23 protein-coding genes and 1 tRNA gene are annotated in these 23887 nt (G+C 60.8%); 15 read left to right on the top strand and 9 right to left on the bottom strand.

Features of this window, described 5'->3' with window-relative positions; all coding sequences use genetic code 11:
• The 4 genes from J6497_RS02440 to J6497_RS02425 all read left to right on the top strand — a co-directional run bounded on the left by J6497_RS02440 (position 1) and on the right by J6497_RS02425 (position 1855).
• Positions 1–255, top strand: a complete 255-nt coding sequence (locus tag J6497_RS02440) for a helix-turn-helix domain-containing protein (RefSeq protein WP_225702616.1) — start codon at positions 1–3, stop codon at positions 253–255.
• The gene (locus tag J6497_RS02435; protein WP_225702615.1) at positions 252–449 is read left to right on the top strand and encodes a hypothetical protein; all 198 of its coding nucleotides are present in this window, start codon (positions 252–254) and stop codon (positions 447–449) included. Before J6497_RS02440 ends, J6497_RS02435 begins: the two co-directional genes overlap by 4 nt.
• A 115-nt stretch (positions 450–564) precedes the next feature.
• Positions 565–1482 carry a hypothetical protein gene (locus tag J6497_RS02430; protein ID WP_225702614.1) on the top strand — a complete coding sequence of 306 codons (918 nt, stop codon included), beginning with the start codon at positions 565–567 and terminating at the stop codon, positions 1480–1482.
• A gap of 97 nt (positions 1483–1579) precedes the next feature.
• Complete coding sequence (locus J6497_RS02425; protein WP_225702613.1) at positions 1580–1855, top strand: hypothetical protein; 276 nt, start codon at positions 1580–1582, stop codon at positions 1853–1855.
• A gap of 53 nt (positions 1856–1908) precedes the next feature.
• Here J6497_RS02425 and J6497_RS02420 read toward each other — a convergent pair whose 3' ends face one another.
• On the bottom strand, positions 1909–2319 hold the full coding sequence (locus J6497_RS02420; protein WP_225702612.1) for a response regulator: 411 nt from the start codon (positions 2317–2319) through the stop codon (positions 1909–1911).
• A 347-nt stretch (positions 2320–2666) separates the two neighbouring features.
• Here J6497_RS02420 and J6497_RS02415 point away from each other — a divergent pair, with 347 nt between their 5' ends.
• The 6 genes from J6497_RS02415 to J6497_RS02390 all read left to right on the top strand — a co-directional run bounded on the left by J6497_RS02415 (position 2667) and on the right by J6497_RS02390 (position 6985).
• Complete coding sequence (locus J6497_RS02415; protein ID WP_225702611.1) at positions 2667–3068, top strand: hypothetical protein; 402 nt, start codon at positions 2667–2669, stop codon at positions 3066–3068.
• Positions 3069–3546: 478 nt separating this feature from the next.
• Positions 3547–3813, top strand: coding sequence for a hypothetical protein (locus J6497_RS02410; RefSeq protein WP_225702610.1), 267 nt, complete (start codon positions 3547–3549; stop codon positions 3811–3813).
• A 2-nt stretch (positions 3814–3815) separates the two neighbouring features.
• Complete coding sequence (locus J6497_RS02405) at positions 3816–4046, top strand: hypothetical protein (RefSeq protein WP_225702609.1); 231 nt, start codon at positions 3816–3818, stop codon at positions 4044–4046.
• A complete protein-coding gene (locus J6497_RS02400; RefSeq protein WP_225702608.1) occupies positions 4043–5605 on the top strand; it encodes a terminase large subunit domain-containing protein in 1563 nt (520 codons plus the stop codon). Before J6497_RS02405 ends, J6497_RS02400 begins: the two co-directional genes overlap by 4 nt.
• A 3-nt stretch (positions 5606–5608) precedes the next feature.
• Complete coding sequence (locus tag J6497_RS02395; RefSeq protein WP_225702607.1) at positions 5609–6100, top strand: hypothetical protein; 492 nt, start codon at positions 5609–5611, stop codon at positions 6098–6100.
• 60 nt (positions 6101–6160) lie between these two features.
• On the top strand, positions 6161–6985 hold the full coding sequence (locus tag J6497_RS02390) for a hypothetical protein (RefSeq protein ID WP_225702606.1): 825 nt from the start codon (positions 6161–6163) through the stop codon (positions 6983–6985).
• Positions 6986–7894: 909 nt separating this feature from the next.
• Here J6497_RS02390 and J6497_RS02385 read toward each other — a convergent pair.
• The 5 genes from J6497_RS02385 to J6497_RS02365 form a co-directional block, all read right to left on the bottom strand.
• The gene (locus J6497_RS02385; RefSeq protein WP_225702605.1) at positions 7895–8320 is read right to left on the bottom strand and encodes a hypothetical protein; all 426 of its coding nucleotides are present in this window, start codon (positions 8318–8320) and stop codon (positions 7895–7897) included.
• Positions 8321–10075 (bottom strand): WD40 repeat domain-containing protein, encoded by a 1755-nt coding sequence (locus tag J6497_RS02380; protein ID WP_225702604.1) that lies wholly within the window; start codon positions 10073–10075, stop codon positions 8321–8323.
• A 247-nt stretch (positions 10076–10322) separates the two neighbouring features.
• Positions 10323–10399, bottom strand: a tRNA-His gene (locus tag J6497_RS02375).
• Positions 10400–10613: 214 nt separating this feature from the next.
• A complete protein-coding gene (locus tag J6497_RS02370) occupies positions 10614–11048 on the bottom strand; it encodes a phasin (RefSeq protein WP_225702603.1) in 435 nt (144 codons plus the stop codon).
• Between the two features lie 247 nt (positions 11049–11295).
• On the bottom strand, positions 11296–11679 hold the full coding sequence (locus J6497_RS02365; protein ID WP_225702602.1) for a phasin: 384 nt from the start codon (positions 11677–11679) through the stop codon (positions 11296–11298).
• Between the two features lie 337 nt (positions 11680–12016).
• Between J6497_RS02365 and J6497_RS02360 the strand changes: the two genes are divergently transcribed.
• Positions 12017–15340, top strand: coding sequence for a PAS domain S-box protein (locus J6497_RS02360; protein ID WP_225702601.1), 3324 nt, complete (start codon positions 12017–12019; stop codon positions 15338–15340).
• Between the two features lie 6 nt (positions 15341–15346).
• On the opposite strand, the gene J6497_RS02355 is transcribed toward J6497_RS02360, so the two are convergent.
• On the bottom strand, positions 15347–15664 hold the full coding sequence (locus J6497_RS02355; protein ID WP_225702600.1) for an ArsR/SmtB family transcription factor: 318 nt from the start codon (positions 15662–15664) through the stop codon (positions 15347–15349).
• A 52-nt stretch (positions 15665–15716) separates the two neighbouring features.
• On the opposite strand from J6497_RS02355, the gene J6497_RS02350 reads away from it, so the two are divergent.
• The 3 genes from J6497_RS02350 (at position 15717) to J6497_RS02340 (ending at position 19854) form a co-directional block, all read left to right on the top strand.
• On the top strand, positions 15717–16661 hold the full coding sequence (locus J6497_RS02350) for a threonine/serine dehydratase (RefSeq protein WP_225702599.1): 945 nt from the start codon (positions 15717–15719) through the stop codon (positions 16659–16661).
• A gap of 264 nt (positions 16662–16925) precedes the next feature.
• Positions 16926–17954, top strand: coding sequence for a Fe(3+) ABC transporter substrate-binding protein (locus J6497_RS02345; protein WP_225702598.1), 1029 nt, complete (start codon positions 16926–16928; stop codon positions 17952–17954).
• A gap of 253 nt (positions 17955–18207) precedes the next feature.
• Entirely contained in the window at positions 18208–19854 is a 1647-nt protein-coding gene (locus J6497_RS02340) for an ABC transporter permease (RefSeq protein WP_225702796.1), read from the top strand.
• Between the two features lie 367 nt (positions 19855–20221).
• Here the strand turns inward: J6497_RS02340 and J6497_RS02335 are convergent, their stop codons facing one another.
• Both J6497_RS02335 and J6497_RS02330 read right to left on the bottom strand, forming a co-directional pair.
• A complete protein-coding gene (locus tag J6497_RS02335; RefSeq protein WP_225702597.1) occupies positions 20222–20872 on the bottom strand; it encodes a CoA transferase subunit B in 651 nt (216 codons plus the stop codon).
• A complete protein-coding gene (locus tag J6497_RS02330; protein ID WP_225702596.1) occupies positions 20872–21609 on the bottom strand; it encodes a CoA transferase subunit A in 738 nt (245 codons plus the stop codon). Before J6497_RS02330 ends, J6497_RS02335 begins: the two co-directional genes overlap by 1 nt.
• Before the next feature lie 241 nt (positions 21610–21850).
• On the opposite strand from J6497_RS02330, the gene J6497_RS02325 reads away from it, so the two are divergent.
• The gene (locus J6497_RS02325; protein ID WP_225702595.1) at positions 21851–23812 is read left to right on the top strand and encodes an AsmA family protein; all 1962 of its coding nucleotides are present in this window, start codon (positions 21851–21853) and stop codon (positions 23810–23812) included.
• Positions 23813–23887 lie beyond the last annotated feature (75 nt).

Here is a 23887-nt window from a genome sequence, read left to right as displayed (position 1 = left end):
ATGTCTGAGGTCATTCCTGTCGATTTTCGAAGTCCATCCACATCGCAAATTCCCCTTCTAGTCTCGCGCTCTCAAGCCTGCGCCATGCTTGGCGGCATCTCCATCTCGCATTTGCGCCGAATGATGAAAGCCGGCGAGCTGCGTCCGGTCTTTCTCAACGCGAGCGCAACACCGCAGCGTAGCGGCAAGCTCTATTTCCGCGTCAGCGACCTGGAAGCACTCGTCGAGAAGTATGCGAAGAGGGCCGTAAAATGAGCGACTCCGAAAGGCAGCCGACGGCTTCGCGCACCGACGATCTACATGCACTAATAGAAACGCTCCTCACTGCGCTAGAAGATATTCGCGACAAAAGGATCACCGTGGAAGAAGCAAACGCGATCACGAAAGCCGCGGACGCGCAATTGCGCGCCATCAAGCGAGAGCATCGATCGACAAAGAGACAACGTTGAAAAAAGAGAGGCCCCCACGTTTCCATCCGACGCGGGGGCCTCAAAAACATCACGAACGCAGACCGTCCAAAGTCCAGCTCATGAAACGAGCGATCACCGCTGAGAGAGATCGTCGATGTCGAGAATAATATCTGCTGCCGTCAAGTCGAACAAGCCGCCAATATTCCCGCTCATCTTTGATTGTTACATCGACACCATCATCGTGTTCTTTCCAACGTCGACGTTGCCGCGGCAAGATTGGAACCTGCTGCGGACGCTCTATGGAGCGACGCCGCATCACCATCGAAATCGAAAGATGGGCTACATGCTCGTTGGCTTCCAGTGCCCGCAGCCCGACATGTTGCGAGCGCTGACACGACTGAATTCCGGAAAACTGTACCGGCTCGATATCGGATGCGATGCGAGGCACGCGGAAGACTACACGGTCGAGGAGCAGCACCGGTTCTTGAAAGAGCACATGCTGCTCATGCATCGAACCGCAAAGCGAATATTGGAGATCGAGAACGAAGACACGACGATCGGATGCTACTACTGTCCTCACGCTCATATACAGGGAGCGCTGCGCGATATATGCCTGTACTGGGGCCTGAACTCCAAGCTTGATCCCCTCAACATCTGCGCACATTTCGATCTGAGGCTACGAGGAGAGCCGATCCGGCATCTGGGCCTAGACCGGCTAGAGCATCTAGACCCGTCGGGGCTAGTGCTTCGTCACATCCGGTTTGTTGAATTTGAAAGAAGGCAGTGGGAACGAAAGCTTTTCCGCAAGGTGATGAAGGAGGCAAGGAGCCTGCCAGAAGCAACAGCGTTAATCGCGTATATGAAGCGTCACGATCAATTAGACTACGTCCAGCGTGTGCACGATCAGCATCAGCGTGTCACGCTGCACACAAGCAATGATCTCGTAATGCTGCCAGATACCCTCACATGGGGGGCTACGCGTCGTAAGTCTAAGGAAAAGGCCATATACAATGAAATCAATGCATTAGGTATGGATGATTGTATTCTAAGAGGACAAGAATATGCGTCCTAGCCCCATCAAGCTCTCAAGCCGCAGATGCAGCGTGAAAGACCGTAATGCCATATTTACTATAGAGCCTGACAATGGGGCAGTCTGAGGAGAGACTGCCATGTCAATAAATGACTATGTCGACACGCTAGAGTCCGCAGCCCGACATGCGCTAGCCAAGACCGGCGCGATCGAGGCCTGCTCCCGCCATTCTGACGTGATCATTCGCGTAGGCGATCCTGATGCAGAGCGCCACGCGTATGCCCTTGCAACCACACTTCTCAAGAGCGATGGGACCATGTGGATGCGCGAGGACGTCATGTCGGCGATCAAGGACGAACTGGATATGGCGGCGGATGGAGAATGCCCTCAGTGTGCCTATCTCAGAGACTCTTAGGCGCTCAGGTTTCCTGAGGGCTCAGCAGCTCCACCCGAAAGTGGGATACACCCCTACGCGGTGACGTGGGCCAACTTGCCCCGAACCGTTTTATCGCAAAGCTCCGCAACATAGTCCACAAGATCGCCTACCTCGAACGGCTTCGACCACACTTTTATCTGTCGAAATCGGGTAGGAAGTATCTTCGCAGCGTATCCTGTTACAAAACAGAACGGTACCTCGTTGCTGACCAACTCGTCGGCCAGCGAATACGCGGGCTCGCCGTGCAGATTGACGTCGACCAGCGCCACATCAAATTCGTCACGAGATACTTGCTTCACCGCTTCGCTTAGATTGCCTATCGGACCGACGATTTCGGCTCCGCAGGATTTCAATTCCGCCTCCAGATCGGCCGCGAGAAAATATTCATCCTCAACGATCAGTACGCGGCAACCCGCTAACAATTCTCGCCTGTCTGCCATCATGGCGCCCTCCCGGTCTTGGCGACCCCAGCGACGGGATCATGGCTGGGGATACTCCGGAGGAGAATATGCTGTGGATCAGCAGCATGCCTGCTGAATGCTCGCATCGGGGGGACGTTCCTATATTTGATCATCGGCACCCAGATACCAGGAGCAACGCGTTTTTGCAAACAGGGGGCCGGATGTCGTCCGGACGTCGAAACGCCGCTCCATGGCGCCCGTACCCGCTGCAATCGCCATCCCAGAGACAGGGATTTCCATCGGAAATCCGTCCGGACCTAGTCATCGGAGCGATCAGCGCCTATCCTGCCGCTCCCTCGCGACATCGAACGAGGGAAATCCCAAACATAATGGACTGGAACAACGACTACTCGTGCGCAGGCAAGGGCGCGAAACGACGCCGCATCAGCCTCGAAACAATCCCGCGCAATATAGGAACGCGGAAGAATAAGCCCAAGCCATATCTCTGCCGCCCCAAAGCCGCACAACATGAGACCACGAAAAGGGAAGAACGGAATGTCACGGAGCGAGGCCTGAAATCAAAAATCAGGCGGCTCACATTGCAGACCGATACCTTCGGAGAAGTATGCGACGAACTGCGACGGGCGAATTATCCCGGATCGGCCGTTCTCGTTAGCACCGTACGCAACGAAATGCGCGAGATCGTCAAGCTTCTGATCGAGGAAGGCCTAATCGACAAGCAGCGGCTTGAAGGCTATCGGCGTGAGTATCAGCGCGAGCGGAAAAGATGAAGCCGAAATCCTAGTCTCTGTGTGATCACGAACATGGATTTCATCGACGATCGAATACGGCCTATTTTTGGTGGCAATCACGCATCCATCGCCCGATTTATTTAGTTCGTCTAAGCGTCCATGCACGCTGATTTGAGACCACCTGATGATGCAACAGGTGGTCGGAACTGCAAATCACCGGCGAAAACCGCAACAAATACAGGGCTCGCCACTCAGGGCTAGTCTTAGGTAGCCCGTTGGGTATCAATCAGACAGGAAAGACGTCGAATGTATTCACGCATCACGTCCAAATAGAGATCGCAGGATGCACGGCACTCTACCGAAGGCCCGCAAGACGCGCAGAACACGCTCCGCAGTTACGTCCGGCGCACGCCTGTTCACGGAACGGCTCGATATGCGGACGCCACGGGGCCTGCGCTTCCAAGACCTCGTTGACGCATACACCGAGTCGCTGGGGGGCGCTGACAAGATCACGGAGATGGAGCGTGCCTTTGTTCGACGCGTCGCGTTCATGCAATGCCAGCTTGAAGACATGGAGCTTGCCTACATGAAGACTGGCGCGTGCGGACATGAAGAGCGGCTTGAATACCAGCGCCTCGCGAACACGCAAAGCCGGCTGATGAAGAAGGTCGGCCTGCTGAGCGCCACATCGGGACAGCGTGATGATGACGACGACCTAGACCCATTGGAGTACGCCGCACGTGGCGGCTCTCGCCGATCACACCGCGAGCGGCTTGGAGATTGAGCATGAAGGACGGGATTGCACAAGTCTCCGATCTCCTGATCCAGACCTCGATCATTCCGGGCCTTACACACTCCGCGCACGTGATCACCGTGCGCGAGCTTGATGGCGGCGCTCGCCTGATCACGCTGCGCGGCTTCACGGATGACGAACTGCGCGATGATGATCTGATGCGAGCCGTGATTATGGGCGAAGACCTCACACTCTGGTTGGCGAACCGAAACGAGGCTTCATGAAGCAGAAGAAGCTGGTGCGAGAACGACTAGACCCAGACCACAAGCCCGCACCACGCTCCAAGCTTCCACCAAAACCCGCCTTCACGCTGCTACACGCCATTGACGACCCCAAGTTGTTCGCGCAGTTCTTCCCTAATCCTGAAAGCTGGATCGCATGGCGTGCGTTCATCGCAGCCGCATTCGGCTTGTCCATGTCGGATGAGGAGCTTGCGATCTATCAGCAATGCACAGGCCGCACCGATCCTCCTACGCAGCAAGCCCGTGAATGCGTCCTCGTCATCGGTCGGCGCGGAGGCAAATCCCGCATCCTCGCATTGATTGCCGTCTGGCTCGCATGCTTCCACGACTATCGTCAATATCTCGACGAAGGCGAGCTTGGCGTCGTCCAGGTTCTAGCTGCGGACAAGGATCAGGCTCGCGTCATCCTCAGATACACCAAAGGCCTGATCAAGAACGTTCCGATGCTCTCGCGCATGATCGAACGCGAGACCCAACACGGCCTTGAATTGTCCAACTCCATCTCGATAGAGATTACAACCTCCTCCTTCCGCACTGTTCGCGGTCGCACGATAGTCGGCGCTGCATGCGACGAAATAGCGTGGTGGCAATCGGAAGACTCTTCAAACCCAGACGTCGAAGTGGTCAACGCGATCCGACCGGGCATGGCCACCATACCAACGAGCATGCTGCTGTTAGCCAGCAGCCCATATGCTCGCAGAGGTGTTCTCTACAACATGCATCGCCAGTATCACGGCAAGGACGACCCTCGGGTGCTGTGCTGGCAGGCAGCGACTGACGTGATGAACCGGGAAATCGATCCCGCCTTCATAGCCGAGCAGTACGAACGTGACGCGGTGTCTGCATCCGCAGAGTATGGCGCTCAGTTCCGCAGCGACCTTGAGGCCTTCGTTAGCCGCGAGGCTGTCGAGGCGTGCATCATCGACGGACGTCATGAGTTGATGCCGTCACCGGGCATAAAATACGTGGGCTTCATCGATGCGGCGGGAGGGACAGGACAGGACTCATTCTGTCTCGGCATTGCGCATCGTGAAGGCGATATCGGAGTGCTGGACGTTCTGCGCGAGACTCGTCCGCCGTTCTCGACTGATGACGTCGTCAAGGAGTACTGCGAGGTACTTAAATCCTTCGGCGTGAATTTCATCGTCGGCGATGGTTACGCGGGCGGCTTCGTCGTTTATGCATTTGCAAAGCACGGCGTGAGGCTTGAGCAGAGCGCGAAGCGAAAATCTGCGATCTATGCCGAGTTTCTGCCGATGCTGAACTCCAAGCGTGTCCAGCTTCTCGATAACGAGCGAATGATCCTCCAGTTCACGGCCTTGGAGCGATCAACGGCACGCGGATCATCGCGCGAAACGATCGACCATCCCCCACGAGGTGGACACCACGATGACCTCTGCAATTCTGCCGCGGGTGCGATCGTTCACCTTTCGACGAAACGTTACAAATACGATGCATCACTTCAGTGGGTCGGGGGACCTTCGGAACGCAGCAATGCTGCAGAGAGACTGAGCGGATTTCTAACTATGAGAGGAGTTTGAACTATGACTACGACTACCAACGATGAAGTGTTCGACAGATACGGCCGCCGCACGCGTCGGCGTGATGAAATCGTCGAAGACGGCAAGGTCGTCAGCGTGCCTATGAGGATGATGGACGCGGGCGTCCGGCTGCGGGATGCCACGTCGGCGCTCAAGCCGCACCAGCGGGACGCGTTCGTCGAGGCCGTCAACAGCGGCAAATCCGTGATCGATGCGATGGCCGATGCGATTGCCGGCCCGGCCGTAACGCCAGCGGACGTATCGGCAGCGGGGCACAAGCCCGGCTTCGGCGTTCTCGATGCATCTGCAGCGACGAACAAGGAGCGCTTGCGCGACGAGAGGAACGCCAAGCTCTCGAACGCATGGCGAAACCCGCCTGCGATCGTCGATCAACAGCAGGTGACGACCACGGCAACGACATCAAATGCGATGCCAACTCACGCCGAACTCATTGCTGCGAGAGACAAGCGTATCTCGGAAGCGTGGGCAAAGTAAAAGAGACCTAGGCTCGCCAAGCAATTGGCGGGCCTCACAACCGTAGGAGGTTAATCATCAATGTCTGAACTACCGCCCCGAGTACAATCGAAAATCATGACGCTCAAGGATGCGGAGCATCAGGCGCACGCTATCCTGACGTCAACTCAACGCACCATCTCCGAGGCAAGCCGTGCGTATGACATAAACCCCCACGGCGACAAAGCGGACGCACTTAGACAGGAGATCGAGCGGCTGAAGTTATTGCAGCCCGCCAATCAGGCGCGACACAGGGCGCTCGCCGACCTCAATGCGAAAGTCGCAAGATACTTGGAGCTATTGCCGGCGCATGTCACTCTCGATGATGCGAAGCCGATCAAATTGAAACCAAAGCCGAACGAGACCCATCTGCAAGCTGTGCGACGACTGCGGAGCCAGATCGATAACCTCGTATCGGAGCGTGGTCGTGTCGACCGCGCATCGCCTACGACCAAGGAAATGAAGGCTGCGGCACGTCGATATGTTCAATCCCTCGCTGAACGATATCCAGCGCGTCTCATCATTGAGCATGGGAAATTCGAGCTAGAGTTCGGGCGCGGCGTCATCGGGGAAAGAGCACCAACGCCCTTGGAAGTGCTCAGCTGGATTGACCCTGCACTCGTGCAGCATCGGTTCTATGAGATGATCGACGCGACGAGGCCCAAGCCCTCGCTGCAGATGGATGCAGCCGATCGCAAGCAGCGCCTCGACGAGATCAAGGCGGAATTGTTCGAGCTTGAGCGGCTTGAATGCACGCATATCGACGCAGCACGCGAGGAAGGAACGCTGATCGAGCACAGGCCGAACGTCGATATTCGGGCTTTGCTTGGCCTCACGGTTCGCAAGATGGCGAGCGCAGCAGCATGATTACGATCCTCGACGGCTTTGTGGTTCCTTGGACTGTCGAGTCCGAGCGGTCGGGTTGGGAGTTGCCCGACGCGGCTCGATCTCCACGAGCGCGGCTTTATCGCGTTCGCGGGGTGGGCTGGGAGACGGTGTTAGACAGGCCAGACCCCAGAGTCGGCAGTCGCCGCCCGACGACGTGGCCGACACCAATTCCGATCGACGTTCAAGCGATCGGGCGTCGCACTGGACAGGTCGACGCGCCTCCTCGGAGGCAAGTAACGGTCCGGAGATCATGGCCTGACCCTGCAAGACGCGATGATCAAGCCGATTGCGGAGAGCGTCCCGCGATCGAAAGCCCGCCGTCGCCTCGTTTAGGTAACCTTCCCGTCGAGCGACGGCGGGCGCTCGCTGTTGTTTGCTTTCCTGGACTTCCGCTGAGACACGCCGCGTTGACCCTTGTTAAACAAGCTAATGTTGTGAAGGATGGTGACTTCGGCCAAACCAATGGTCTGCCCAACTAATATCGCGGCGTCACGACCCCCTTTAAGATATGCCAGATACATGACTCGTCGGTTCGAAACTGCACCCGGGCTCAGAAATGACTTCTGTCCTTTCTTCTTCGGTTTGCTCGTCGGCTTAGGCGATCTAAACTCACGGAGCCACATTGGGACAGAAAAGGGCGATATCTTAAGCTGTTCCGCCACGGAACGAGCCTTTTTCTCTCCGCCCTCCAGAAACGCGACGTAGACTTTTCGCTTTCGCGTCGTGGCTCTCGGATCGTCGTAACGGTACAAAGTCCTCATTGTCGGCCCCGCATCTCTCCGGGTCATCTTACAAAATAGGACGCCCTCAGGGGTTAAAAACAATGGTTAACCCGCCGTCTGGTTCCGCATTCGGGCTCGAACCGATGCGCTAACGGCTCGATGGGCACTATGCTTTAAGAAAGGCAATCAATCCAAAAGTCAGCCCACCAAAAAACGCTAGTGCAGATAAAATCGCTAGCCAATTTGCTGCGATCATTGCGGATGAAGAAGTTGTTTTGTTCTTCTTCGCCGCGTCGGCGGATTTGGTTCTAATCGCGTGCAGCATCTCGTCGTAAGAGAAAATCGCAAGCTGAATTAGCGCGAACGAAAGGGCGAAACTCATAACACCAATGAAAAAGAAAGTCCCGCCGATCTTGATACTCGGCAACATCGCAGGACTCTTAGCGAAGCTGCTCAGGGCGGCTCCGGCAGCGAGCAATCCTGCACCGTTCCCAGCCCCGATTACCTTGAGGGCTTCAGCCCATTTGCTCGCAAGATCAAATATGCCCAGCGGCTCGGCCTGCTTTTTGAACCAGTCATCTAATTCAGCCATTTAAGGTTCAATCGCTTCTGATACCGGCTGCGTTTTAGTTTCAACAGTAAGGAACGCGGCTGCTCTTCCCGCACGACCGTTCTTGTTCCACTCGCCACCATACGCCAGCAGCTTATTTCCCGAGGTCACTATTCCCCTGAGCGGAAAGCCTACGTCCGTAGAGCCGAGCTCAACTCCGGATGAAAGCTGCATGACACCAACTCTCCCCGAGGTCGTGCCAAAATAGAAAGAGTCGATGTCGCGAGCTGCGACACAGCAATATGTTGCATCGTTGGACGCAGTGATCATTCGGGAAAACGAGCCCCCAGCCAGATTTACATGAGTAATGTGGCCTTCGCCACAGACAACGAGAGTATCGTTGTTGATGACATCCATGCTTGCAACCTCGTTGGGCACCTGCACGGTTCGAAGCGTATTCATATTGTGGTCAAGAAAAACCAATTCTCTCGAACTCGCAGCAATCACGTCCATTCCGTTGACGGCCATGCATTGCAGCCGCCGTCCGACCTGTTCATAGGACTCGTCACTGATCTGAGAGAGACGATCCTCGGCTAAGGTCCATCTTCTAACTGTGCCGTCCCGTGATCCCGAAACGATTGTACCCCGCGATCCCTTCGCGCCCCAAGGCGGGGATACGATCGAAACAACGCGCTCACGGATATGACTTCGATATCGTTCATCCCTCATGTCCTGCATCAAAATTGCAAGACCGTCCTCTGTGCCTATAGCCAGGACGTTTTCGTTGAGTTCATTCTTGAAGGCCTTTGCGGCAAAAACTGCCCGGTCATGTACGCGAAATCGCGGTTTGATCGAACCTGTCTTAGGATCGCCAACCCAAGCGCTGCCGTTCTTTCCGATAAGCAGAATGGTGTCACCTTGAGGTGCAGCGCATAAGATCGCCTCGCCATTGTGGTACGACTGCACCTTGATTTGAACGACGACTTCGGTTTTTCGATCAAGGTCGAGAAACGCCGTTCCTAGGAAATTGGCGACAAGCCGTGAGAACCGCGAGCCCTGATCCGCAAGCTGGCTTAATTCACCGATAAAGTTCGCTGCCTTTTCATAGTTCGTCTGGATTTTTTGCAACAACTGCCTCAGCTCAGCGACCACTTTGTCTGCGCCGTCACTGAGCAGCTTAACAACGCCATAGTAGATGACGTTCTGTTGTGCCGACAGCTTGATCGCAAACACGCTTGCGCTAAGGCGTTGGACTGAGAGCTTGACGCTCTTCAACACCTCAAAGTCCGGATTTGATCGATCGACCTTCATGAGGTTTAGATCGAGATGCCTGAGCGAGCTATGCGCCTGCGTTATTACCTCGCCCGCGCTCCTGCTCATCGCATCCAATGTCTGCGGGACGGCGGCGCCAGCGATATGAGGGCCACGATGCAGGGCCGCAATGTGAGCCTGCGCGGCTTCAAGGTCTTCTTTCTTTAGTTCACGAAAGGCGCGTTCGAGATCGGCATACAACCGATCTCCCGCTGAGAGAATACGATCGACGGAATGCGCGGCGTTTTCGTCCACATCTCGCAGCTTGTTGCGCAGATCGTAAAGCCCGTCCCGGATGATCAGGATGCGCTCAAGATCTTCTGCCTTCCAGGTCTCCGCATCGAGCGCCAAAGAGTCACAGAGCGCGTCTAGGCTGGAGCGATCGATGTATTCGTTAAGGGGGATGTTCGTCCCACCATTGGCAAGGGCAGCCAACGCTTCGGCGCCCTGGCGCACTCGGCCGAAAAGCTCTTCACGACGATCCATTTGGAGACCAGCATCTCAGGGCGACTCAGGAGGTTCCCAAGCATATGCCAAATCGTCTGCGTCCTACCTATAGTTTTGTTTTGTCCAGACGCAGCTAGCCCTGCAATGCGCGACCAGCCTGAGCTTCGCGGGGTGTTATTTTTGAGAGATCGATGAACAAGTTCTCAGGGGTAAAGTTGATCGATACCTAAATCGCTACCCAAATTGGAAGCGAACAAATGGTGTCTGACTAAATGGTTGATTTCATTGGTACAGTTGGGTGGGCTCGAACCACCGACCTCCTGTTCCACAGACAGGCGCTCTAACCAACTGAGCTACAACTGCATCCTCGGCCGAGGCACGAAGAACGCCCGGCGAATGGGCCGGAAACTAGGTGCAACGCCCTGTTTTGGCAAGGCCGAACGCGGTGCTTTCCTTAGCTCTCCGAAAGCCGTAGCCCGGACGAAGCGTAGCGCAATCCGGACTACGGACGATTGCGACCCGGCCAAAACAAAAGGCCCGGGCTCGGCTGCCCGGGCCTTTCGGTGATCTGCGTCGATCAGGCGGCCGGCTTGTAATACTTCGCGGCGCTGGCCTTGATCGGCTCGGCGGTCTCGTTCGCGACCTTCTGGCTGAGTTCGGTCAGCTCCTTGGCCTGGGCGCTGAAGGTCTCAAAGCTCTTGCGGGTCTGCGTGGTCCACAGTTCCAGCGCCTCGGAGGGCGTCTTGGCCCCGAGCAGTTCCTGGGCGAAATCGAGCGCCGAGGTGGTGTTGGCCTTCACGAACTCCATCAGCTTGGCGGAGTATTCGCTCGCGCCCTTGCTGGCGGTGGTGAACACCGCTTCGATGGTGCCGTTATGGGTCTCGGCGGCGTCCTTGAACTTCGCGTAGTTGTCGCGCGCCTGGGAAACGCCCTTTTCGGCGAATGCGCGCATCTGCTCGGGAACTTCGAACGGGATGATCGAAGCGGAAAATGGGTCAGTCGAACTGGTCATCGCATGCATCCTTCACAACGGGGTAAAGTCCGGTGACCCCATCGCGAACGCCGCCGGCCCGTGAGGACCGAGAACGGTCGAAATTGGATCACGCTGCCTAATTCCTAGTTCACGGAATGCCCTGTCCCTGGGCAGGGACAAGTAAACCTCTTTATCATGTCAATTTTGTGCAACGCAACGCAAAATCATGCGATGCCACATCCGTCAGCCCAGGTTTTCGACCCAGCGGTAAAGTGCGGCGCCAAACTCAGGATTTCGGCTTGATCGCGTCCATCGCGGCGCGGCTGACGACGTGGCCCATTTCGCTCGCCTGCTGCGCCAGCGCACGCATCTGGGCCTGCACATATTCGCTGTGCAGCCGCATCACCTCGTTGATGTCCTTGGCCTTCACCAGCGATTCCGCGTAGTCCAGCGATGCCTTGAGGTTGTTTTCGGCGTAGCTGAAAGCCTTGCTCGAAATGTCCTTGGCGCCGGCGCGAACCGTGGCGCCGCGCTCCTCCAGCGAGCCGGCGGTTTCCTGGGCGCCGGCCAAAAACTTCTCGAAGGCCTTGCGGGCCTGCTCGACGCTCGCCTCTGCCATCGATCGTACTTCCTTCGGAATCTCGAAACGGTCCCGCGCATCGTTGCTCATGGTCCACTCCTTGTCCTCTGACAGGGGCCTTCTGGCCCTGTCCTCCCGTCGGGTCGCATCAGCCTACCGTCAAAAGACCCGGCCCGAATGACGTCAGGCCTTTTTGCCATCGTGGGCCCTTGACGGTGGTTTGTACGGTACAACGCGAAAGCGGGCTTGATCGTTCGGGCAAGTTAACGTTATCGCGGCTTTGGATCGTGGGTACTCTGGCGAGGCCGTGGACCTGCCGCGTCGCACTTGCGATACTAACGGTCTGTTAAGGCTGTCATCGTTTGGCCGCCGATTTCTTTCAGCCATCGGCGAGCGAGAAGCGAAACCGTGCGGTCAAGTGGTCGCGATGAATAGTGCGGAATTCCAGTTGCAGGGCCTCGGCGATCCCAGGCTGGCCGTGCATGCGACGAGCCCCCTGCCGACATGGCTGTGGTCGATCGACGGCAAGCGGATATTGTGGGCCAACCCGGTCGGCGTACAATCGTTCGGCGCCGACAATGGCGCGGCGCTGTCGCAGCAGGTGTTCGGGCCGGCCGACCAGCATCGGCGCCAGATCGCGCAGCTCGCCGGCCGCCTGCCGCAAAACAGCGCGGTGCGGCTGGAGCGGCTGCGCGGCTTTGGCGCCGCACCCGGCATGCTGGCGACCTGTGCCTGCTCGCGGCTCGAATTCGCCGACGGCCGACATGCCGTGTTGATCTCCGCCGCCAGCGGCACGATTAACCGCCCGATGCCGCTGTTCGAGAGGCTCTCCCGCCTGGTCCGGGGTGTCGAGGTGCCGATGGCCGCGTTCGCGCGCGACGGCATGTTCGTCGGCGCCAGCGACGCCGCCCGCGCGCTGCTCGGCTTTTGCAATCTCACCGACGCCGCCCTCGACGCCGCGCGCGAAGATGCGCTCCGGCAGGGACGGGTCGAAACCTCCGTCGGCAGCGGCCACATGGTGCTGCAGCGCGTCGGCAGCGGCACGGATATCGGCCTCATCGCGCTGATCGTGCCCGCGGCCACACAGGCCGAAGCCGCGCCTTCCCCGCCGGAAACCACGGTCGGGCAGCCGTTCTACGAACAGCCCGCTCTGTCGGGGGAAGCGCCCGCCGAATTCGCGCTGTTCGATGCGCTGGATCCAGAGCCCGAGGAAACCGAGCCTTCGCCCTTCATCGCGCCGGTCGCCGACGAGCCGCCAGGTCCGGTCGCAACGCCCTTGTCCTACACCACGCCGGATGAACGGGGGCCGGCCGGCGCATCCGAGAACACACCGTCGTGGCATGACGAGCCGGTCCCGAAGACGCGCCGCTATCCGCTGCGCTTCATGTGGCAGATGGACCGCGAAGGCCGCTTCTCGCTCGGCTCGGACGAATTCACCCGGCTGATCGGCGCGCAGACCGCGACCGGCTTCGGCCGGCTGTGGAGCGACATCGCGGAGAGGTTCGCCCTCGATCCCGAACGCCGGGTGATGACGGCCTTTGCCACTCATGACACCTGGAGCGGCATCACGTTGAACTGGCCGGTCGACGGCGGCGGCCGGATTCCGGTCGAATTGTCGGGTCTGCCGATCTTCGACAGCGCGCGCAATTTCGCCGGCTACCGCGGCTTCGGCGTCTGCCGCGATTTCGACGCCTTGGCGCGGCTGGAGGCGCTGCGCCGCTACGAATTTTTCAGTGGACCGCCGGCCCAGCCACTGTCCGCCGACACAATTCCAGCGGAGCCTGAGGGATTGGAGGTGCGCCCCGAGGCCTCATCCGCCGCGGCACCGCCGACGGAGCCCGCGGCATCTACAAACGGGGCGGAAGTGCCCGAGCCGAAAGCGTCCGAGACTTCACACCAGACGGATTTGGAAACGACTTTGGATACGCGCAAGGACATGTCAACGGAAACGCCGGTCGAGGCGCCCGGCAACGTGCTGCCATTCCGTCCGCCCGGCGAAGTGAAGCCGCCGTCGCTGACGCCGGTCGAGAACAACGCCTTCAACGAACTGGCGCGGCAATTGTCGGCACGGCTCGAGAGCCAGATCGCCGCAGCGCCGACGTCATCCGCCAATGATGAGCCAGCCGCCGAAGCACCGCCTCCGGATCCGCACGAGCCAGCCTTCGAGGCGTCCAGCGCGGAGCAGCCCGCGACGGCTGCGCCGGTATGGCTGGGCGAGCCCGAACCGCCGCCGCGCGGCGAAGCCAGGCGCGACCGCGCGCTGCTCGACCTCGTGCCTGTCGGCGTCCTGATCTACCGGCTCGACCGCCTGCTCTATGCCAATCCGGCCTTCTTGAAGCGGATGGGATATGAGAGCGTGCGCGCGCTGGAGGATGCCGGCGGACTGGATGCGCTCTATGTCGAGCCCGGCGTCTCGGCCGCGAGCAGCAGCTCCGACACCGGCACGCCGGTGAGGATCGCAGCAGCCCCGCCGCATGGCGATGCCGGTCATGGGAGTGCGGAGGCGCACCTCCACACGATCTCCTGGGACGGCGAGTCCGCGCTCGCCTTGATCTTCTCCGAGCGGCGCGACGAGGGTGCGGCGGGCGCCGCGGCGACCGCAGAGGCGCTTCCGCCTCCCGTACCGCCGGGAGCGGGCCTCGCCGATGCCGAAGAGCTCGGCGCCATCCTCGACACTGCGGCCGAGGGCATCGTGATGTTCGATGCCAAAGGCAACATCAATTCCTGCAACCGCAGCGCCGAGGCGCTGTTCGGCTATGACGGCGACGAGCTCGTGCAGCGCAACCTGACCGATCTGTTCGCGCCCGAAAGCCAGCGCGTCGTGCTCGACTATCTCGAGAGCATCAAGAGCGAAAGCGTCGCCAGCCTGCTCGACCATGGCCGCGAGGCGCTCGGGCGCGTGCGCCAGGGCGGCCTCGTGCCGCTGTCGATCACGATGGGCCGCACCCGCGCCGAGGGGCCGAACTTCTTTGCGGTGTTCCGCGATCTGTCGCAGGCCAAGAAGAGCGAGAGCGAACTACGCGAGGCCAGGCGCCTCGCCGAGCGCGCGGCAACCGCGAAGGCCGACATGCTGGCGCGCATCAGCCACGAGGTGCGCACGCCGCTGAACGCCATCATCGGCTTTGCCGAAGTGATGATCGGCGAGCGTTTCGGCGCGCTCGGCAACGAGCGCTATCTCGAATACATGAAGGACATCCGCGCCTCCGGCGAGCACGTGCTGGCGATCATCAACGATCTGCTCGACCTCTCGCGGATCGAGACCGGCAAACTCGACCTCGCCCTCACCGACCAGAACCTGAATGAAATGGTCGAAAGCTGCGTCGCGGTGATGCAGCCGCAGGCCAACCGCGAGCGCATCATCATCCGCACCTCGCTTGCGCATATGCTGCCGCCGGTCCTGGCGGATGCGCGCGCGCTGCGCCAGATCACGCTCAACCTGATCGGCAACTCGATCCACCTCGCCAATGCCGGCGGGCAGGTGATCGTCTCGACCGCGCTTTCGGATTTCGGCGAGGTGATGCTGCGCGTGCGCGATACCGGGCAGGGCCTCAACGACAACGAGGTTGCCGCCGCCCTCGAGCCGTTCCGCACGCCACCGCCATCGGACCAGGCTTCGGAGGCCTCCGCCGTCAGCCTGTCGCTGACGAAAGCATTGGTGGAGGCCAACCGCGCCAAATTCCACATCAAGACCGGCGGCCGCTCCGGCACCCTGATCGAAGTCGCCTTTCCCCACGCCACCACGCGGGCGTGAGCAAGGCTATATCTTCTCGAGAATCGCTGCTTTCAGCTTGGCGATGCGGGCTTCGTCGCGCCTGTAGAACGTCCACTGCTTGATGCGCTTGGCGCTCACGAGGCCCGCTTGCGACAATATCTTCAGATGCTCGCTCACGGTGGGTTGGCTCACCCCGAGCTTCTCGGCGATCAGTACGCCACAGACCCCGTCCTTGACGAGATCGCCGTCGACCTGCGCGGGGAAATGCGCTCTCGGCCGCTTCAGCCATTCCAGGATCAAGCGCCGCCGATCGCTGGCCAGCGCGCGAATTGCCGACTCGACGTCCTCACCAGAATAAGCCATATTGCTAATTAGCTAAGTGACTAATTCCTGTCAACCCGCCGGGAGGTTGCAAATGGGTAGTGCAAGCCCGCCACTGATCGAACGATGCGAAAAGCTCATCCGGCCCCACATCCGGCGAACGCCGGTGATAGAGGTCGATGGAAGCGAGTTCGGCCTTTTCGCCCATCGCCTTGCGCTCAAGCTCGAGCTTCTTCAGCACTCCGGCTCGTTCAAAGCGCGCGGCGCCTTCTGCAATCTGCTTTCGCGCGAGGTGCCCGCGGCCGGCGTCGTTGCGGCATCGGGCGGGAATCATGGCGCCGCGGTCGCCTACGCCGCCATGAAGCTGGGCAAGCCCGCGAAGATCTTCATCCCCAGCGTCTCGTCGCCGGCCAAGATCCAGCGCATCCGCGACTATGGCGCCGAGCTCGTGATCGAAGGCGATCGTTACGCGGATGCGCTCACCGCCAGCGAAGTCTGGGCACAGCAAAGCGGAGCGATGCAGGTGCCTGCGTTCGATCAGCAAGAAACCATCCTGGGCCAGGGCACGCTCGCGCTCGAGCTCGATCAACAAGCGCCGCACATCGACACCGTTCTGGTCTCGGTTGGCGGCGGCGGGCTCATCGCCGGCATCGCCGCCTGGTATGCCGGCCGCGTCACGGTCATCGGCGTGGAGCCGTTTGCATCGCCGACGCTCACCAGGGCTTTGGAGGCCGGACATCCCGTCGATGCTGAGGCCGGTGGGCTCGCAGCGGATTCGCTGGCTCCGCGGCGCGTCGGCGAGCACGTCTTTCCGATCGTTCGCCGGCATGTGCGCCAGACCGTACTGGTCGCCGACGAGGCCATTGCCGCCGCGCAGGCGACGTTGTGGAGCGCCCTGCGCATCGTCGCTGAGCCGGGAGGCGCTGCAGCTTTCTCGGCGATCCTGTCAGGGGCCTACCGGCCCGAGCCAGGTGAGCGCGTCGCCGTCATCATCAGCGGCGGCAATACGGCCGCCGTGAATTTTGATCTCGCACGTTGATGAATGACGTGAAATCGCGAGGCGCCACATGTTGGCGCAATCGAAGACGCGCCGCTCCTGATTGCGGTTGACTGTCGGCCGCAGCAGATCGGACTTGCAAACATGCCCGCTGATGCTTTTGCCGAAGGCTCGAATCTTGGAATTACTCTAAACTACGATACTGGAATCACTCTAAATCGCACTGTTCGCGACATCGCGTCGCGGACTCTGCTGTATCCCCTGCGCTACTCCGTCCGGCACTCAATCGCCTGCCGGAGCAGCCTCATGATCAATTTTCGCGTCCTCGCCACGTCAGTGGCGGTGCTGTGCCTGACCTTGCCCGTCGTCTCGAACGCCTCGGCCGACAATGGCGAAGTCAACGTTTACACCTATCGCGAGACCAAGCTGATCCAGCCGCTGTTCGATGCCTTCACCAAGGACACCGGCATCAAGGTCAATGTCGTCTCGGCAAGTTCAGGGTTGGAGCAACGTATCAAGGCGGAGGGCGCCAACAGCCCGGCCGACGTACTCTTGACGGTTGATATCGGCCGCATCGACGAAGCCGTGCAGGCCGGCGTGACCCAGCCTATCAAGTCGGAGCTGATCGAGAAGATCGTCCCGGCGCAATATCGCGATCCTGACGGGCATTGGGCCGGCATTTCCATGCGCGCACGCGTGATCTATGCCTCCAAGGACCGCGTCAAGCAGGACAAGATCACCTATGAGGAGCTCGCCGACCCCAAGTGGAAAGGCAAGATCTGCATCCGCTCCGGCCAGCATATCTACAATAACGCGCTGTTCGCGGCCTACACGGCCAAGTACGGCGAAGCCAAAGCCGAGGAATGGCTGCGTGGCGTCAAGGCCAATCTCGCGCAGAAGCCGTCGGGCGGCGACCGCGAAGCTGCGCGCGACGTCGCCGCGGGCAAATGCGACATCGGCATCGGCAACACCTATTACTGGGCGCTGATGATGAACAATGATCCCGACAAAAAGCCGTGGGCAGAGGCGACGCGCGTCATCCTGCCGACCTTCGAGAGCGGCGGCACCCACGTCAATCTTTCCGGCGTACTCCTGGCCAAGCACGCGCCCAACAAGGCCAATGCCGTGAAGCTGATCGAGTGGCTGGCCGGGGAAAAGGCGCAGCAGATGTACGCCGATCAGAACTACGAATATCCGGTTCGCGCCGGCGTCGCCGTCAATCCCACCATCGCGGGCTACGGCACGCTGAATGCCGATAGTCTGCCGATCGCGAAGATCGCCGCGAGCCGCAAGACGGCAGCGACGCTGGTGGACAAGGTCGGCTTTGACAACTGAACTCTCCGCGTCGTCTCCTCCCCCGCCTGCAAACGGGAGAGGTGACTCTATGGGCCGCTCCGCCGCGAGGTTGGCGAACGTGAGGTACCGATTCTCCTTCTCCCGCTTGCGGGAGAAGGCTGGGGTGAGGGCTCTCTCCACGGCAAGACTCTTCATGTGGAGAGAACTCTCACCCGGCGCTGCGCGCCGACCTCTCCCGCAAGCGGGAGAGGTGAAGGTGGACAGCCAGTCAGATCAATCGTCCCGACCAGGCATGAAGCGCCGCACTTATGCCGGGCGAATTGCCGCGGCGATCGCGATCGCGACGGCTGCGCTTGTCGCGGCTCCCGTCATCTCGATCGTGTCGATTGCCATGCAGCCAGCACCGGAAGTGTGGCACGACCTGATCAACTACGTGCTGCCGGCGGCGGTGCTCGACACCGCGCTCCTGCTCGCCGGTGTCGGCGCGCTGACGCTGCTGCTCGGCGCCGGCACGGCTTGGCTGATGTCGCGCTATGATTTCCGCGGCCGCGGCATGCTGCTGTGGCTGATGCCGCTGCCGCTGGCGGTCCCGACCTATCTCGCAGCTTACGTCTATGCCGATCTGTTCGAGCCGCTCGGTCTCGTCCATCGCACGCTCGCGATCTGGCTGCCGCTCCGTGACGTCGTCGGCTGGCTGCCCAATCTTCGCTCCCTGCCCGGCGCGATTGTCGTGATCGGATTGGTGCTCTACCCCTACGTCTACCTGTCGGCGCGGGCGATGTTCCAGTTTCAAACCGCCGAATTCGCCGAGGCCGCGAAAACGCTGGGCGCCGGCAAATGGACCGTGTTCTGGCACGTCTCGCTGCCGATGGCGCGGCCGGCGCTTGCGGTCGGCGTGGCGCTGGTGTCGCTCGAGACATTGAACGATATCGGTGCCAGTGAATATCTCGGCGTTCGCACGCTGACCGTCTCGATCTTCACGACCTGGCTCAACCGCGGCAGCCTCGCCGGTGCTTCACAGCTCGCCTGCCTGATGCTCGCCATCGTCGCCGGTCTGGTCGCCATGGAGCGCTACGGCCGCCGCAACGCCAATGCCGAACTTGCCGCCGAGAGCCCGCGGCTGGTGCCGCGAACGCCGCTGGTGGGGGCAAAGGCCTGGTCGGTGCTGGCGGCATGCCTGCTGCCGGTGCTGATCGGCTTCGTCGTGCCGCTGCTCTATCTCCTGCACCAAAGCGTCAAGCGCGGACTGCTCGCCAATTTCGATGCGTCGCTCTGGCGCCACGCGTTCCACTCGGTCGCCTTTGCGAGCCTTGCGACGCTGCTGGCGCTGCTGCTCGGCTTTTCGACCATCATCGCCCATCGCTGGCGGCCAAGTCCGTTGCAGCACGTTGCGATGAACATCTCGCAGGCGGGCTACGCGCTGCCCGGCCTCGTGATCGCACTTGGCCTGCTCGCGCCGGTTCTCGCCGTCGACAACGGGCTGAACACGCTTGCGGCATGGACCGGTCGATCGCTGCCAGGATTGATCCTGATGGGCTCGGGGTCAGCCGTGGTGATGGCCTACGCGATCCGCTTCCTGGCGGTGCCGACTGGGCTGATCAAAGCCGGCTTCGAACAGATCCCGCGCGACTATGACGAGAGCGCCCGCGCCGTCGGCGCCGGTCAGGCGACGATCCTGCGCTGGATCCATCTGCCGCTCCTGAAGCCTGCACTGTTCGGCGCCGCCATCATCGTCTTCGTCGACTGCCTGAAGGAGCTCCCCGCAACGCTGTTGCTGCGGCCTTTGAATGTCGAGACTCTCTCGACCTCGATCTACCAGTTCGCCAGCCGCGGCAGTTTCGAGGAAGGCGCGCTCGCAGCCCTCCTCATCATCGCCGCCAGCATCGGCCCGGTGGCATGGCTGACAAGGTTCTCCGACGTGCCAAACGGTCCGGCGTAGGCGCAGGACATTGCAGGCTGCGTTCTGTCCCCTCCGTCATTCCGGGGCGCGCGCAGCGCGAACCCGGAATCCATTTCGCCGCATGCTCTGCGGTTGGATGGATTCCGGGCTCGATGCTTCGCATCGCCCCGGAATGACGGAGGAGAAAAATTCGCCAGCGATTCCAAGGTGATTTGGGTCGTCCAGTGCTCGCGCGAAAAACATTCCGCTGAATCGGAATCGTAGGATGGGTAGAGCGAAGCGAAACCCATCATTCGCGTGGTTGGCTAACGAAGCCGATGGGTTTCGCTTCGCTCTACCCATCCTACGCACTACGCACTGGACGGTGGGCACGGCGCTGTGCGCCCTTGCCCATCCTATGGCATCATCACGTGTTCTTCAGCGCGACCCGAAACTCGGCTTCGGTCTTGGCCTTGACCTCGTCCAGCGTGACGCCGTCGGCGAGTTCGATCAGCGCCATGCCGTCCTTGCCGTGCTTGTCGATGGTGAAGACGGCAAGATCGGTGACAACCATGTCGACCACGCGCTCGCCGGTCAGTGGCAGCGCGCATTTCTTGAGCAGCTTCGGACCATCCTTGGCGGAATGCTCCATCACCACCACGACGCGCTTGACGCCGGCGACGAGGTCCATGGCGCCGCCCATGCCCTTCACCATCTTGCCGGGAATCATCCAGTTGGCGAGATCACCGTTCTGCGCCACCTGCATCGCGCCAAGGATCGAAAGGTCGATATGACCGCCGCGCACCATGCCGAAGGAATCAGCCGAGGAGAAATAGCTGGTCGACGGCAATTCGCTGACCGTCTGCTTGCCGGCGTTGATGAGATCCGGGTCCTCCTCGCCTTCGTAGGGGAACGGACCCATGCCGAGCATGCCGTTCTCGCTCTGCAGGCTGACCTCGATGCCATTGGGAATGTAATTGGAGACCAGCGTCGGGATGCCGATGCCGAGGTTGACATAGTAACCATCGCGCAGCTCTTTCGCCGCGCGTGCTGCCATCTGTTCGCGAGTCCAGGCCATCAGATTTCTACTCCCGTTGCGGCCGCGGACGCGCTTGCCGGGCGCGGGCGGGTAGTTCGGAATTCGATGCGCTTCCTGGCGGTGCCGACCTCGACGATGCGCTTCACGAAAATGCCGGGCGTGTGGATGTGATCGGGATCGATCTCGCCGGCCGGAACCAGATGCTCGACCTCGACGACCGTGATCTTCGCGGCCGTCGCCATCATCGGGTTAAAGTTGCGCGCGGTCTTGCGATAGACCAGGTTCCCGGCGGTATCACCCTTCCAGGCGTGGATGATGGCGAGGTCGGCGAACAGGCCGCGCTCCATGATGTATTTCTCGCCGTCGAACTCCTTCACTTCCTTGCCCTCGGCGATCAGCGTGCCGACGCCGGTCTTGGTGTAGAAGGCCGGGATCCCGGCGCCACCGGCGCGGATGCGCTCGGCGAGCGTGCCCTGCGGATTGAATTCGAGCTCGAGCTCGCCGGCGAGGTACTGCTGGGCGAACAGCTTGTTCTCGCCGACATAGGACGAGATCATCTTCTTGATCTGCCGCGTCTCCAGGAGCCGGCTCAGCCCAATACCGTCGACGCCGGCATTGTTGGAGACCACCGTCAGGTTCTTGACCCCGGAATCCCTGATCGCATCGGAGAGGGTGTCGGCGATGCCGCAGAGGCCGAAGCCGCCCGACATGATCATCATGCCGTCCTTAAGGATGCCGTCGAGTGCCGATTTGGCGTCGGGATAGACCTTGTTCATGAAAGAGGACCTGATGCAGAAAAGGCGCGGCGGCCGGAATTGGTTGGGATTATTAGGCGAAATCTTCGCAACCCGTCAATGACGCCCCTTTGGCCCACTCAACTGCCTACAACCTCGATCACGGCCTTGAAAGCGTCAAGAAAACCCTTCAGGTTGCGTGGGTTGGCAGGGGCGCCCGGTGCGCTGCCCAGTTTTATCGACGACCCGATCACCTCAACCCGACCTGGATATGTCACTGACGATGGCCCAAGGAATGAAGCGCCTGGGGATGCCGATTGCGGCGTTTTTCGGCCTCGCGCTGCTTGGCCTGATCGGGCAATCCTGGTTTCTCAACCGTGATGCCCTGCAGCGGGCCGTGGAGGCGCAGATCCGGGCCGTTACCGGGCTCGACCTGGTCGTCAACGGTCATATCGACGTATCGGTGTTCCCCGGCAGCTATGTCTCGTTCCATGACGTCGGGCTGAAGGGCGGCGGTACCATCGACCCCGCGCTGCAGGTGGACGTGCTCACCGCCAATCTCCGCCTGCTGCCGCTGTTGCTCCGGCGGTTCGAGATCGCCGACGTCATGATGCTGCGGCCGCATATCCATGTCATGAGGGACGTCAAGGGCGACAGCAACTGGACACCGTTCATCGACACGATCGCGCGCACGATGAAGCCCGGCGCCGAGAACCAGATGTCATTCTCGGAGATCCGCATCCAGGACGGCGTCCTCAATTACGAGGATGAGACCAACCATGTCAGGGAGAAGCTCGGCGACATCGACCTGTCGCTGGCCTGGCCGTCGATCTCGCGTTCCTTTGCCGCAACCGGGCAGTTCGACTGGCGCGGCGAACGCGTCGACGGCTCGATCAGCGCCAGCGACTTCGTCGCGCTGTTGTCGGGCGACCGCTCGGGGCTGAAGGCGCGGCTTGCCAGCGCGCCGCTCAAGCTCGCCTTCGACGGCACCGTCGCCAACCGGACCAGCCTGATGATGGAGGGCACCGCCACCATCGACAGCGTATCCTTACGCAACGCGCTGCGCTGGATGGGACAGGCGCCACCTGCGGGCGGCGGGTTCGGCCGCTTCACGCTGAAGGCGCGCACCAATCTCGTCGGCGGCTCGGTAGCGTTCACCAATGTCAATGTCGAGCTCGACGGCAATGTCGCCGAGGGCGTGATGACTTTCGCCAACAATGGCAGACAGACGATGCAGGCGACGCTCGCCGCAGGCAATCTCGATTTCACGCCTTACGTCTCGACCTTCCGCCTGCTGGCCAGCGGCCAGCGCGACTGGAACCGGCAGTTGTTCGATCTGAATGCGCTCTCCACCACCGACCTCGACATGCGTCTGTCGGCAGCGCGCGTGACGGTCGGCTCGACGAGGCTCGGGCGCACCGCGCTTGGCGCCAATTTGCGCAACGGCGCGCTGGCACTGTCGGTCGCCGAAGCGCAGATGTATGGCGGCATCGCCAAAGGCTCGCTCGGGATCGCGCGCTCGGATGCCGTCGCGGATGTGAAGGCGCAGCTCGCGTTCACCGATGTCGATCTGCAGGCCTGTGCCGGCGAATTGTTCGGCATCAACAAGCTCACCGGCCGCGGCAATCTCAACCTCTCGCTGACGGCCTCCGGCTCCAGCCCGTTCGGGCTCGCGCAATCGCTCGACGGCACCGCGACGCTGAGCGGTCATGATGGTGCGATCGCGGGCTTCAATGTCGAGCAGCTCCTGAAGCGGTTGGAGCGGCGGCCTCTGTCCGGCGGCGGCAATTTCCGCTCGGGCTCGACGCCGTACGACAATCTGACGATTGCCGTGCGGTTCAATGACGGCGTCGCCACCGCCGAGAATATCCGCCTCGAAGGACCTGCCGCCAAGATCACGCTGACCGGCACCGCCTCGGTGCCGTCGCGTGAATACGATCTGAAGGGCGTTGCCAGCTTGAATTCGGCGCCGAGCCGCAGCAACGGCTTTGACCTGCCGTTCGTGGTGCAGGGTCCGTGGGATGATCCGTTGGTGTTCCCGGATCCGGAAAGTCTGATCCGCCGCTCGCCGGCGTCATCGCAGTTGCTCGATGCAGTGAAGGACCGCAAGACTCGCGACACCGTGCGCTCGGTGATCGAGCGCTTCACCGGCGGCGCGCGGCAGCAGCAGCCCGCCGATGCCGCGGCATCGGCGCCGAGCGCGCCGAGCGCGCCGACGGCGTCCGAGAACGCCAAGCCGAATTGAACCATCAGACTTTCGTCGTGGTTCAAAGGCGAACCGCACGACCGGCGAAGCGCCAAGATTCCGATGCGCCATCTG

The organism is Bradyrhizobium cenepequi (assembly GCF_020329485.1).
Lineage (GTDB): Bacteria > Pseudomonadota > Alphaproteobacteria > Rhizobiales > Xanthobacteraceae > Bradyrhizobium > Bradyrhizobium cenepequi.
The sequence above is the reverse complement of the archived record's forward strand: the minus strand, read 5'-3'. Positions and strand labels throughout refer to the sequence as shown.